This is a genomic window from Gemmobacter caeruleus (assembly GCF_008271655.1).
Taxonomy (GTDB): Bacteria; Pseudomonadota; Alphaproteobacteria; order Rhodobacterales; family Rhodobacteraceae; genus Gemmobacter; species Gemmobacter caeruleus.
The window spans coordinates 531539-544339 of record NZ_VKKX01000033.1; the positions used below are offsets into that span (position 1 = coordinate 531539).

Here is a 12801-nt window from a genome sequence, read left to right on the forward strand (position 1 = left end):
CGATCATAGGAAGCCCGCGAATGTTTTGCCAAGGGGCCGCGACGCGCAGGCCGCCGTTGATTTCCGCCCGGGCTTCGCGCAGGCTGTCTGGCGACAAGTGCAAGGGGTGCGCGCAATTTTTCCGTGCAAGCCTCTGGTAACGTGCCCGTGACACGCACATATGTAAACATGATTTACTTGGGAGGAGCCCCATGGCCAGCCTTGATGCCCAGATTGCCGAAAGCCAGAAGCAGATCGCCGAGGCGCAGGCGAAGATTTCCGCCATCACCGACCGCATCGCCGCGACGCCCGAGGTGGAGACCTCGATCGACATCGAGAATGCGACGCTGGCCGATGTGCACAAGCATACTGATCTGATGAACGCCAATATCGCCGAGCTGATCATGGGGCTTGACGATGTGACGGCGGGCTTTTCCGAGGATTTCAACGAACTGCGGTCCAAGACCACGATGGAAAGCGTGGTCGGCTTTTTCTCGCGCGGGAAATCGGAATCGATGCGGCAGGAGCGGCTGCGCGATGCCTCGATCGACGCCAAGTTGCAGGATCTGATCGGCAAGTCGGATGTGATCGTGAAACTGCTGCAAGGCCAGCTTGACCTGCTGAACACCCAGAAGGCCCGGGTGGAGACCAATCTGGTCGGCACGCTGGACGAACGCGAGGGCACCGTTGCCGCGCTGGAGGCCGTGCGCGCCGAGATTGCCGGGATGGATCCGAAGATCATCGAGCTGGAGAACAGGATCGCGGTGGAGATGGACGCCGCCACCCGCACCCGGCTGGAGACGGAGCTGGCCACGCTCAACACCCGGCACAATGAACTGGTGCAGGACGAACAGGTGAAGCTGGCGAAAAGTCAGACGCTGGAACGCTATATCGAAAAGGGCAAGACCTGGGTGGACAGCCTGCAAAACCAGGCCGCCACCCAGATGGTGCTGATCAACAAGTTGCAGACCGATACCAAGCAGCGCGTGGTGCTGTATGATGCGCTGACCTCCAGTCTCAAGACCGCGCAGCAGCAGGATGTGGCGCACCGGATCAACGAGATCGGCGTGAAGACCGATCAGGAGGCGCAGGCCGCCATGGCCGCGATTGGCGCCGCGACCAATGACAAGATGGCCGACATGCTGGAGGCGCATGAGGGGCATATGGTCTTTGCCCGGCAGATCCTGGAGGCCAAGGCCAAGGCCGATGAACGCTTTGCCCGCCGCTTTGCGGCGATTGTCGAGAAACACGACAAGAACGCCTATGGGGAATAAGTGTCCGGCTCTGTCAAAGATGCGCTGACCGAAGATCACACGCCGCTGGCCGACAGTCTGGTTGCCCGCCGCTATTTCGACAAGTTCGACCGCATCATCGGCCATCTGGGCCGGGTCGCGGCCGAGCTGGAAAGCGAAGGGCGGCTGACCCGGCTGGAGGCGCGGGTGATCGCGGGTCATGTGGCGCGGCTGGCGGCGACGTTCCGGGCGCTCAGCCTGAAATATCTGATGACCGGCCGGGTCGAGGGGCCCTTGCCCGGCACGCCGACCTTTGACCGGCACGAAAGCGGCTTTCCCATCGCGCAAGAGCTGATGGTGATGGCGGTCGATGCCAGCCAGGCGGAAAAGCATCTGGCGGGCATGGCCTCGGAGACCGAGTTGAAGGACCGCATGGTGCGGCAGATCGTGGGCGAGCTGACCCTGCCCACGCGGCTGCAATTCGCCCTGTCGCAGAGGCTTTATTACGAGGCGCTGCGACAGGGCGGGCTGTTTCAGGCGCGCAATGACCCGGACGCGCAATGGGTGGCCGATATCGGCGAGCGGCGGCATTTCCTGCTGCATTGGGCGGTCTATGACACCCAGACCAACCTGCCGGTGCTGTATCTGCTGGATCTGGAGGATAGCGGCAAGCGTCCGCTGCCCACCGATGTGCGGCGTTGGCCGCAGGTGCAGGCGCATCTGATGGCGCAATCGTTGTCGGGGCTGAAGCTGCTGACCATCGCGCAGGGGCTGGATACCGATTTCGACGACCTGCATCCCAAACGGCTGCGCCGTATCACGCTGGGTCCGATGCATTCGCACAGCTTTACCCAGCAATCCGGCCCGATCTCGCAGGTTCTGGCCATGGCCAAGGCCCCCCCGGGCGAGGATTGGGCGCTGGTCTGGACAATCGAGGATCTGCTCTCGACCGAGGAGCAGGAGGTCAAGGATGGCTGGTTCTCCACCGCGCAGCGCCAGATCTACCGGCTCGATCCGGTGCTGGGCGGCGAAACCGGCGCCACGCGGACGGAACGGATGATCATCCTGCCCGAACGGCCCTATCAGGCGCTGGCCGAATTGAACCCGCCCGGTTTCGCGGGGATCCGCAAGTTCATCGTGGGCGCGGGCGGGCGCCTCATTCCGGCGAGGTAGGCCATGACGACACGCGACACGATGGAGCTGAGGGAAGACGCGATCTGCAGCCATTACGAGGCCGCGCTGGGCCTGCTTACCGGGTTCGACCATGCGCCACGCATCGCCACGGCGGCGCCGGTGACCGAGGCCGAACGCTCGCCCGGGGTCGGGGCGCGGCCGCGCTTTCGCTCCACCATCCCCGGCATGGCGGCGCGGCCCACGGCGCGGCCCGGCGGGGTGCGGCTGGTCGAACGGATCGAGGGGCTGGGCGACGGTCTGGTCAGCCCGGTGCAGGCAACCGCGCTGGGGGTGCTGCGGCGCGCGCTGGCGGTGGCACTGGCCATGGGCGAAACCTTTGCGCAGGCGACCCCGCTGGCCGAACTGAAACGCGCCAATCTGGAGGCCCGCCTGCCCGAGCCCCGACGCGCCGAATTTGCTGCCCTGCTGGCGGCCGAGGCGCTGGTGGTGCTGCACAGTTTCGGCAATACGCTGGCCTTTCTGCTGGCGCCGCATCTGGGCGAGGTGACGGTCGAGATCGGCGCGGTCGAGGAGATCCTAACCGACAACGCGCCGCTCGCGCTGCAAGGCGCGCTGTGGGAGCTGGATCAGGACATCGCCGCCCATGCCGGCGACGATCCGCGCCTGATCGCCACGCTGGCAGCCTTTGCCGAGGCGCTGATGACGCGGGTTGCGGCACGGGCCGAAACCGCCCCCGCCGCCGCGCCCTTCGCCGCCGCAAGCTGGCGGGTCGAGGCCGACGGGCTGACGCTCTCCGGCTTTACCCCCGCCCGCGCGGCCAAGGGCACCGCCCTGACCATGCAGTTCAAGAAACCGTCGGAGGTGATCGGCAACCATATCGCCAAATATCAGGCGATGCGGCTGGCCAAGATGCTGATGGCCTTTGATTTCACCCGCAAGCTCAACCCCTTTGCGGAACTCGGCGGCTTCATCTTCACCTTCATGGGCGACGGCAAGCCCGGCACCGGCAAGACGACGCTCATTCAGATGATGGCGGGGCTGCTGAACGACTATTGCAAGGTCGCGGGCTACCCCTTCCGCTATCAGAATTTCTCGATCGACCAGATCGACAGCTATCAGGGCAAGTCGGGGCAGAATGCCAAGGCCTTCATCACCAATATCATCGACCCGGCGGTGATTGCCTTTGGCACCATCGACGATATCGACCAGATCGCCGGCAAGCGCGGCGACCGGCAATCGAGCGCGGGGCAGCAAGAGGTGACAGCGGTCTTCATGGAGGCTTTTGCCGGCGCCAATACGGTCGTGCGCGGCAATTGCACCTTCGGCATGTTCTCGAACTATCCCGAGAATGTGGATGACGCGCTGCGCCAGCGGGCCGGGGCGCGGTTTCTGGTCGATGGCCCGCAAAGCCGCGAGGATTACATTGATATCCTGAGCTTGCTTCTGGGCCGGAACCACCAGATCCCGCTGGGCGAACATGACCTGTTCGCCGCCCAGGAGATCCGCCGCGCGGTGGCGGCCAGCTTCGAGAAACACGCCCGCCCGCAGGAAGACGGCCTGATCCGCGTCTTCGACAAGGTGGCGGGCGAGATCGGGCCCCTCGATACCATCGCCAAGCTTGGCACCTATCTCAAGGCGATCCAGCAGGCGGATGAGCGGTTCACCGGCCGCGCGGTCAAGAACATCACCGATGCGGTGAAGGTGCGGGCGATGGATTTCGAATTGCCCGACGACTGGATGGAAAATCCCGACCTGTTCCTGTTCCAGCCCTATGAGCGCAAGCTGGAGATGATCCGCGGGCTGATGACCCCGATCACGGTCGAGATGGTCTTGCAGGAAATCAACCGCTATGCCGACAGCGAATTCCGCTATGCCGACAAGAGCGACGAGGCCGCGATCACCGCCATGGTCCGCGATTTCGGCCGGCAGGAGGAGGCCAAGCGGCGCTATCTGGAGGGGAGGGGATGAGCAGAAGGGGGCGCTGCCCCCGCGCCTGCGGCGCCCCCCCGGGATATTTGGGAACAGATGAAGGAGGCGGGTTGCGGTGCGGCGGCTGATCGAAAAGGGCCTGATGTTCGGCAATCTGGTCGAGGTATCCTCGCCCGCGCTGGTGGAGCGGTATCGCCGGGCGCTGCGGCACCTGACGGGGCGGGAAACCGCGCTGGCCGATTTTCACATCGACATTTCCGGCTATTCACCGGAAATCGGCGATGAGCTGGGCGATGATCTTTACCTCAATCCCAACGGGTGCAACCGGCAGTTCATCCTGCTGTCCACCGCGCAGAAGACGGCGCCGTTGCTGAATGCCAAATTCTCCACCTCGCGCGGGATCTTGCGGCAGTTCATCGAGGCGAACGAGGCGCAGCTTTTCGCGCTGACCGCGCGGGATGCGGTGGCGGGAGAGCTGGAGAACAGCGTTTTCGATGTCTCCACCCCGGCGCGGCTGTTCGACATCCGCCGCATCACCGTGCAGGCCGATACCACGGCGGCGCATGTGCGCGATGCGGGCAAGCTGGCGACGCTGATCGACCGTTTCCGGCGCGAACCCGATGGCTGGCGCGACGATCTGCTGATCGCGGAGATGATCGAGCTGGCGAAAAAGACCGGCGATGTGACGCGGGCGCCGATCGCGCTGCCGGCGATGAGCTTTGAGCAGGCGAATTTCTGGACCTCGCATTTCGGGGGGATCTACATCTTTCGTCAGGCGCGCTTTCCGGGGGTGATCTCGGTCTTGCCGAAGCAGAGCCTCGGGCCGGTGCCGGTTTCGCCGGTGCTGGATATGCGCGACCGCAACGCGATTGCCGACTGGCTGGAGCGCAATGCGCTGGTGGAGCCGATCGTGCAGGCGCGCGGCGCGGATGTGGGCGCGATCCTGCGGCAGAAGATGGATTTCATTCTGGTCGAAGCGGCGGATGCGCTGAACCTCGATCTGGGCCAGGCGAGCCGCGCCGATCTGCGCAAGATCGCCTATCGGCTGGGCGATGCCCTGCCGGACGAGTTCAAGGGGCTGGCGGCGGTGCTGCGTTGGGCCGAGGGGGCGGGCGACTGGCCGCGCCTGACCTCGGAACATCCGAGCTATTTCTATACGCTGCGGGCCCGGTCCGGCCCTGACCGCGATCTGGTGAACATGCTGCTGGCGCAACTGGCGCCGCTGGATGTGCGGCAGATGTATATCACCCATAAGGAACTGTTCTACGCCAGCTATCGCGGATGGTCCGAGCGCAAGCGACAATATGTGGCGGATTTTCTGGAACGGGAGTATCTGGTGGACAAGCAGGGCGCGCGCATGGCCCTGTTCGGCCCCGAACCGGGCATGGACGAGGCGGCGCGGCCGGAAATGCGCGACGGACCGCGCGCCGCGCCGGATATGGCCGCGGTCGGACCATGGGGGGCCGTGAGACGATGATCGCCATCCTGCGCGCCTGGGCCTTTGCCTTCGTCATTCTGACGCTGTTCTACTGGCTGTTGAAGACCTACTTCAAATCGACCCGGCGCGAGGCGCTGGAAAAGCGCTTTGATGCCGAGGGCATGGCGGGCGACCGCGATGCCTGGGTCGAAGCGCAGATGAAGGATTACGGTCGGGGGCTGAAATTCTGGTTGCTGTGGCTGGTCTATATCCTGCCTATGGCGGGCATCGCGCTGACCGTGTATTTCGTGAATTACGACTGAGAAGGAGTGCCGCCTGTGTGGACCTATATCAAATGGGGCTTTCGCCTGACGATCCTGGCCATCGTCGCGGCCTTTCTGCATTACACGCTGCCGCAGCGCGATGTGGTGCGGCTGACCGGCACCTATAACCGGCTGACCGAGGTCGGGGCGAATTCGATCTTTTACGCCTCGCCCGACAGCGGCACCACCACCAGCACGGTGGACCGGCGCGACATCCGCTTTATCGAGGCAGTGTTCCCCGATGGCGGCGTGATGGTCTATCGCAACGAGGATACCGGCTGGATCTGGCCGCCCTATTTCAAATATGACAGCTCCAACCTTCAGGCCGAGGCGACCAATCTGGTCTCGCCGAAGGAAAAGCCGGAATGGGTGGCGGTCACGCATTACGGCTGGCGGATGCCGATCTTCTCGATCTATCCCAATGCGGTGAAGGTGCGCCCGGTCGAGGGGCCGGATGTGCGGCTGATCCCCTGGGTCAATATCGTGGTGCTGTCGCTGCTGGCGCTGGCCTTCCTCATGCTGTGGCGGATGTGGGCGCAGTTCAAGGAACGGATGATCGACCCGGCGGTAGACGATCTGAACACCAAGCTGGATGAGCTGGACGCGAGCGCCGATGCCGCGCGCGACAAGGCGCGCGGCTTCTGGTCGCGGCTGTTCGGCCGCAAATGAGGCTCAGCCGGGCGGCAGATGCCAGTCGCCGCCCGACCAGTAGCCTGAAAGGCTGAAATCGGGGCGCAGCAGCACCATTTCGGCGCGGCGGCCCGGCGCGATGGTGCCGTGACGATGCGCCTGGCCGATCACCTCGGCGGGGATGCGGCTGGCCATGGCCAGCGCGCGTTCCGGGGCGATGCCGACCTGTCGCACCAGATGGCCAATGGCCAGCGGCAGCGTCAGATCGGCCCCGGCCAGGGTGCCGTCCTCCAGCGTCAGGCGCCCGTCGCGGCGCAGCACGCGGCGGCCGTTCAGCATCATCTCTGTCAGATCGGTGCCGGCAAAGGACATGCAGTCGGTCACCAGAAACAGCCCGTCGCGCCGCGCGGCAAGCGCCACGCGCAGCGTATCGGGGTGGACATGGATCATGTCGGCAATCAGCCCCGCCGCGCCATCGCCTGACAGCACGGCCCCCGCCAGCCCCGGTTCGCGATTGCCAAGCTGGCTCATGGCATTGAACAGGTGGGTGGCGCAGGTGGCGCCGGCGGCCATGGCGGCGCGGGCCTGGGCCAGGGTGCAATCGCTGTGGCCCAGGCTGACCACCGCTCCGGCCGCGCGCAATTGCGCGATCTGTGCGGGCGTGGCGCTTTCAGGCGCCAGCGTCACCATCAGCGCCGGCAGGCGCCGCGCGGCGTCGCAAAGCCGAGCCAGATCTTCGGCGGTCATCGGGCGGATCAGCCCGGGATCATGCGCGCCCTTGCGCCGCGGGTCGAGATGCGGCCCCTCCAGATGCAAACCTAGAAAACCGGGCATGCCGATGGCCGCGATACCGGCGGCGATCACCTGCGCGGTGGCCTCGGGCGTGTCGGTGATCAGCGTCGGCAGGACGCCCGCCGTGCCAAGCGCGCGATGCGCGGCGCAGACGGTGGCCAGATCGGCTGCTGTGGTCGCGCCACTGACCAGATGCCCGCCGCCGCCATTCACCTGAAGGTCCAGAAAGGCCGGCGCCAGCAGGCCCGCCACCCGTTCGCTTGCCGCAGGGGCCTCGGCGGCTGGGATCAGGGCGGCGATCTCGTCCCCCTCGATCACCACCGCCAGATCGTCGTGGAAGGCGTGCCCGTCGAACAGCCGCGCCCCGGTCAGAACCCGCGTCATCAGACCGTCTCCGTCACCTTGCGCAGATGCGGCGGGGTGTCGGGATCAAACCCGCGCCGCCGCGCCAGTTTTTCGATGAAGGCGTAGAAGCCGGCAATCGTCACCAGCGGCGCCACCACCGGATGCAGCCCCGCAACCGAGGGCAGGCGCGTGGCCCCGGGCACATCGGCGCCGGTGACAAAGACATCCGCCCCCTGCGCCGCCAGCCGTTCCGCAGTGGCGCACAGCTGCGGCAGGGCCGCATCCTCGACCCCAAGCGCCAGCACCGGAAAATGCGCCTGCACGATGGCCGCCGGGCCATGCAGCACCTCGGCCGCGCTATAGGCCTCGGCATGGATGCCGCAGGTTTCCTTGAACTTCAGCGCCGCCTCATTGGCGATGGCAAAGCCCGGCCCGCGCCCCAGCACAAAGGCGGATGCGGCGCGCGACAGCCGGGCCGACAGCGGCTCCCAATCCAGCGCGACGGCCTGGGACAGGGCGTCGGGCAGGTCGGCCACGGCGCTGCGCAGGGCAGTATCCTCGCGCCATTCGGCCAGAAGCGCCAGGCCGGCCAGCACGCTGGTGACAAAGGTCTTGGTGGCGGCCACGCTCTTTTCCTCGCCGGCCTGAAGCGGCAGGCAATGCGCCGAGGCCTGCGCCATCGGGCTGTCGGCGTAATTCGTCACCGCGATGGACAGCGCCCCGCCTTCGCCGGCGCTGCGCATCATCTCCACGATGTCGGGGCTGCGGCCGGATTGCGAAATTCCGATGCAGGCCGCGCCTTGCAGGCGCAGCGGGCGGCGATAGATCGACGCGACCGAGGGCCCGACCGAGGCGACGGGCAGGCCCGCCTCCAGTTCGATCGCGTATTTCAGATAGGTCGCGGCATGGTCAGACGACCCGCGCGCCACGGTCACCACCAGCCCCGGATCCTTGCGGCGCAGCGCGGCGGCGGCGGCCACGACCGCAATGCGCGAGCGGTCGAGAAAGCGCGCGGCGGCCTCGGGGATTTCGGCCACTTCTCGGGCCATGTGACTGTCGGTCATTCCTGTATCCTTTCGCCCGCCAGACGGTCAGCGTCCGGCGCGAGTTTCAGTTCGACGGCAAAGTCATAGGCATCGCCGCGATAGAGCGAGCGGGTGAATTCCACCACCTTGCCCGAGGGCAGGTAGGAGACCCGTTCGATCCGAAGCCCGGCCACGCCGGGGGTGACGCCCAGAAGATCGGCGTCGCGCGGCCCCAGATTGGCCGCGGAAATCCGTTGCACCGCCCGCACCGGGCGCAGGCCCCGGCTTTCCAGCACCGCATAAAGCGAGGCGCCGACGCCCAGCGGATCGGGCAGGATCGCCTCGGGGAGCGAGGCGCGTTCGATCGCCAGCGGCACCCCATCCGAGCTGCGCACCCGTTCCAGCCGCGCGACGCGGTCGCCGGTGCCAAGACCAAGCGCCATCACCTCTTCGGGGGCGGGGGCGTGCAGGCCGCGGGCAATCCACTGGCTTTCCACCGTGCGGCCGCGCCGGGCCATGTCTTCGGTGAAGGAGGTCAGGAGCGACAGCGCCTGTTCCAGCCGTTCGACCCGGGGCGCGACAAAGGTGCCCGACCCGCGCCGCTGCACCAGTTGCCCCGATGCGACCAGCGCCTCCACCCCCTTGCGGACGGTGACGCGCGACAGGCCGGTCAGGGCGGCCATCTCGCGTTCGGGGGGCAGGCTGTCGCCGGGCTTCAACCGCCCCGAGGCGATGGCCTCGGCGATGCGGCGATGCAGTTGCAGATAGAGCGGGCCTGCGCCGGTGTCCTCGAACCCGCCGGGGGAAAACAGATCGTCCATCACGCCTCCTGCCCCAGTTCCATCGCCATGGCCAGTGCGCCGTCCAGCCCGCTGCCCAGCGGGGCGGCCTGCGGCCACAGCCCCGCGAGCGCCCCGGCATACCAGCCGCCCAGCCCGCCCAGAAAGACCACTGGCAGCGGGCCGGGCGCTTGCAGCGTTTCAAGGATGGCGCGCACCTCTTGCATCGCCTCGGTCTTGAGGATGCGGGCGGCGGGGTCGTCGCTGTCGATCAGTCGCGGGGCGAGCGTGGCAAAATCCGCGGGCCGTGCCGTGCTGGCAAAGCGGATAATGCCCTCGATCCCGTCGAATTCGGCCAAGGTGCTGCGCAAGAGCGGGGTCATCGGCACAAAGCCATCCTCGGCGCGCAGGGCGCGGGCCAGCAATGCCCGGCCAAGTGCCGCGCCGCTGCCCTCGTCGCCCAGAAGAAAGCCGCGCCCGCCATATTGGCGCACTGCGCCGCCCCGGCTGACCGCAAAGACCGATCCGGTGCCCATGGCCGCGACGATGCCGTCGCCGCCGCCAAGCGCGCCCTTGGCCGAGGTCACGGCATCGGTCACGATCTTGACGCGGGCAAAGGGCAGGGTCGCCGCCAGTGCCCAGGCCGCGGCCGTCACATTCGCCCCGGCAAGCCCCAGAACGGCGGTCAGGCTGGTCTGGTGGGAGGTGCCGCCAAGCGCCTCGGTCGTGGCGGCCAGCACATTGGCGCGCGTGCCATCGAGATCGGAGTTCACATTGGCAGGGCCGGCGGCGCCGGTGCCCAGCACGCGGCCGGTCGCATCGGCGACGACGGCGCGGCAGCCCGTCCCTCCTCCATCGATTCCCAGAAACAGCGGCATGGCGACTCCTTTTGCTGGAAGATACCAAATGCATACCAAAAGGAAAGCATTAACTGCAAACCGCTGAAATTTGACGTGTTTGAGCGTATTTCAGCAAGGGGGTTTACAATTGGTATTAATTTGGCATTATGTTGGGGCGGGGAGGATTCGCATGTTGAAAAGCCATACCGAAGATCGGCATCCGGCCTCTGACGGGCTGCATCTGCGCGACGGGGTTGCCGTTCTGGCTGACCTGCTGGCGGCGCAGGCGGCTGCGTTGGCGGCCTTGCGCCCGGCCTTGCCGGCGCTGGCGGGGCTGGCCGACCGGCTTGCGCCGCTGCTGCGCGGGGGTGGGCGGATGGGTTATGCCGGGGCGGGCAGTTCCGGCCTCATGGCGCTGTCGGATTGTCTGGAGCTGGCGGGCACCTTCGGCCTGTCGCCCGACCGCACACCGATGCTTTTTGCCGGCGGTGCGGCGGCGCTGCTGCATCTGACCGGCGATGTCGAGGATGACCCGGAACTGGCGCTGGCCGATCTGGATCGGTCGGGGCTGGCCTCGGGCGATGCGCTGCTGGTCCTGTCGGCATCGGGGCGCACGCCCTATGCGCTGGCGGTTGCGAGGGCGGCGCGGGCGCGCGGGATCCGGGTGGCGGGCTTCGCCAATGTGGCCGGCGCGCCGCTGCTGGCGCTGGCCGATGACGCGATCCTGATCGAGACCGGCCCCGAAGTGGTGACCGGATCCACCCGGATGGGGGCCGCGACGGCGCAGAAGGTCGCGCTCAACATGCTGTCGGTGCTGCTGGGCATCCGGCTGGGCCATGTGCATGACGGCTATATGGTAAATGTCGTGGCCGACAATGCCAAGCTGACTGACCGTGCGGCGCGGATCGTCGCCGCGGTGGCGCAGGTCGATCGCGCGGCGGCTGAACGCGCGCTGTCGCAGACCGGTGGGGCGGTGAAGCCCGCCATTCTGGTCGCGCGCGGCGCCGCACCCGATGCGGCCGAGGCCGCGTTGAAAGCTTCGGGCGGCCATCTGGCCGCCGCGATGGACGGACAATAACCAAACAGGGAGACTGAGATGAAAACCACGCTTCGCTTCGCGCTTCTGGCCAGCACGCTGCTGGCGGGCGCGGCCCAGGCCGAGGATGTCACGCTGACCATCGAAAGCTGGCGCAATGACGACCTTGCGATCTGGCAGGAAAAGCTGATCCCGGCCTTCGAGGCGGCCAATCCCGGCATCAAGATCGTCTTCGCGCCGACGGCGCCGGCGGAATATAACGCCGTTCTGAATTCCAAGCTGGATGCCGGTTCGGCGGGCGATCTGATCACCTGCCGGCCCTTCGATGCCTCGCTGGAGCTGTATAACAAGGGGCAACTGGCCGATCTGTCGGGGCTGGCCTCGATGGCCAATTTCTCGGATGTGGCGAAATCGGCCTGGCAGACCGATGACGGCGCCGCCACCTTCTGCGTGCCGATGGCCTCGGTGATCCACGGCTTCATCTACAATGCCGATGCCTTTGCGCAGCTCGGCATCGAAGTGCCGAAGACCGAGGCGGAGTTCTTTGCCGCGCTCGACAAGATCAAGGCGGATGGCACCTATATTCCCATGGCCATGGGCACCAATGACCAGTGGGAAGCCGCCACCATGGGTTATAACAATGTCGGCCCGAACTACTGGAAGGGCGAGGAGGGCCGCAAGTCACTGATCGCCGGCACCCAGAAGCTGACCGACGAGGCCTGGGTGGCGCCGTTCCGGCAACTGGCCAAGTGGAAGGATTATCTGGGCGACGGGTTCGAGGCGCAGACCTATCCCGACAGCCAGAACCTGTTCACCCTGGGTCGCGCGGCGATCTATCCCGCCGGGTCGTGGGAGATCTCGGGCTTCAATACCCAGGCCGGGTTCAAGATGGGCGCCTTCGCCCCGCCGGTCGCGGCCGAGGGCGACACCTGCTATATCAGCGATCACACCGATATCGCGCTTGGCATGAACGCGAAATCGGCGCACCCGGAGGAGACGAAGAAGTTTCTGGAATGGGTGGGCTCGGCCGATTTCGCCACGCTCTACGCCAATGCGCTGCCGGGTTTCTTCAGCCTGAATTCGACCCCGGTCGCGATGGAAGATCCGCTGGCGCAGGAATTCGTGAGCTGGCGTGACAAGTGCCAGTCCACCATCCGGTCGACCTATCAGATCCTGTCGCGCGGCACGCCGAACCTGGAGAACGAGACCTGGAATGCCAGCGCCAATGTGATCAAGGGCACCGAGACGCCCGAGGCCGCGGCGCAGCGTCTGCAAGACGGGCTTGCCAGCTGGTATGAGCCGCAAAAGGCCAAGTAAGGCCGTTCTTGCGGAGAGGCCGGG

The 12801-nt window shown here is 66.5% G+C and carries 12 protein-coding genes; 8 read left to right on the forward strand and 4 right to left on the reverse strand.

Going from position 1 to position 12801, the window contains the following annotated elements; all coding sequences use genetic code 11:
• Nucleotides 1–191 precede the first annotated feature (191 nt).
• The 6 genes from FOA17_RS13190 to FOA17_RS13215 all read left to right on the forward strand — a co-directional run bounded on the left by FOA17_RS13190 (nucleotide 192) and on the right by FOA17_RS13215 (nucleotide 6683).
• Nucleotides 192–1253, forward strand: a complete 1062-nt coding sequence (locus tag FOA17_RS13190; protein ID WP_149141956.1) for a coiled-coil domain-containing protein — start codon at nucleotides 192–194, stop codon at nucleotides 1251–1253.
• Nucleotides 1254–2384, forward strand: coding sequence for a hypothetical protein (locus FOA17_RS13195; RefSeq protein WP_238991811.1), 1131 nt, complete (start codon nucleotides 1254–1256; stop codon nucleotides 2382–2384).
• 3 nt (nucleotides 2385–2387) lie between these two features.
• Nucleotides 2388–4313 (forward strand): AAA family ATPase, encoded by a 1926-nt coding sequence (locus FOA17_RS13200; RefSeq protein WP_149141957.1) that lies wholly within the window; start codon nucleotides 2388–2390, stop codon nucleotides 4311–4313.
• Between the two features lie 76 nt (nucleotides 4314–4389).
• Nucleotides 4390–5751 carry a DUF6638 family protein gene (locus FOA17_RS13205; protein WP_149141958.1) on the forward strand — a complete coding sequence of 454 codons (1362 nt, stop codon included), beginning with the start codon at nucleotides 4390–4392 and terminating at the stop codon, nucleotides 5749–5751.
• Nucleotides 5730–6014 carry a hypothetical protein gene (locus FOA17_RS13210; protein WP_238991812.1) on the forward strand — a complete coding sequence of 95 codons (285 nt, stop codon included), beginning with the start codon at nucleotides 5730–5732 and terminating at the stop codon, nucleotides 6012–6014. The genes FOA17_RS13205 and FOA17_RS13210 overlap by 22 nt, the downstream gene beginning before the upstream one ends.
• A 15-nt stretch (nucleotides 6015–6029) precedes the next feature.
• Nucleotides 6030–6683 carry a DUF1523 family protein gene (locus FOA17_RS13215; protein ID WP_238991813.1) on the forward strand — a complete coding sequence of 218 codons (654 nt, stop codon included), beginning with the start codon at nucleotides 6030–6032 and terminating at the stop codon, nucleotides 6681–6683.
• A gap of 3 nt (nucleotides 6684–6686) precedes the next feature.
• Here the strand turns inward: FOA17_RS13215 and nagA are convergent, their stop codons facing one another.
• Genes nagA through FOA17_RS13235 form a run of 4 tightly spaced genes read right to left on the reverse strand, consistent with a single transcriptional unit; the run spans nucleotide 6687 to nucleotide 10463 of the window.
• Complete coding sequence (gene nagA, locus FOA17_RS13220; protein ID WP_149141959.1) at nucleotides 6687–7820, reverse strand: N-acetylglucosamine-6-phosphate deacetylase; 1134 nt, start codon at nucleotides 7818–7820, stop codon at nucleotides 6687–6689.
• Nucleotides 7820–8845, reverse strand: coding sequence for an SIS domain-containing protein (locus FOA17_RS13225; RefSeq protein WP_149141960.1), 1026 nt, complete (start codon nucleotides 8843–8845; stop codon nucleotides 7820–7822). The genes nagA and FOA17_RS13225 overlap by 1 nt, the downstream gene beginning before the upstream one ends.
• On the reverse strand, nucleotides 8842–9627 hold the full coding sequence (locus tag FOA17_RS13230) for a GntR family transcriptional regulator (RefSeq protein ID WP_149141961.1): 786 nt from the start codon (nucleotides 9625–9627) through the stop codon (nucleotides 8842–8844). The genes FOA17_RS13225 and FOA17_RS13230 overlap by 4 nt, the downstream gene beginning before the upstream one ends.
• Nucleotides 9627–10463 carry a glucosamine kinase nucleotide-binding domain-containing protein gene (locus tag FOA17_RS13235; RefSeq protein WP_149141962.1) on the reverse strand — a complete coding sequence of 279 codons (837 nt, stop codon included), beginning with the start codon at nucleotides 10461–10463 and terminating at the stop codon, nucleotides 9627–9629. Before FOA17_RS13235 ends, FOA17_RS13230 begins: the two co-directional genes overlap by 1 nt.
• Nucleotides 10464–10614: 151 nt before the next feature.
• On the opposite strand from FOA17_RS13235, the gene FOA17_RS13240 reads away from it, so the two are divergent.
• A complete protein-coding gene (locus tag FOA17_RS13240; RefSeq protein WP_149141963.1) occupies nucleotides 10615–11502 on the forward strand; it encodes an N-acetylmuramic acid 6-phosphate etherase in 888 nt (295 codons plus the stop codon).
• Between the two features lie 18 nt (nucleotides 11503–11520).
• A complete protein-coding gene (locus tag FOA17_RS13245; RefSeq protein ID WP_149141964.1) occupies nucleotides 11521–12777 on the forward strand; it encodes an ABC transporter substrate-binding protein in 1257 nt (418 codons plus the stop codon).
• Nucleotides 12778–12801: the final 24 nt, after the last annotated feature.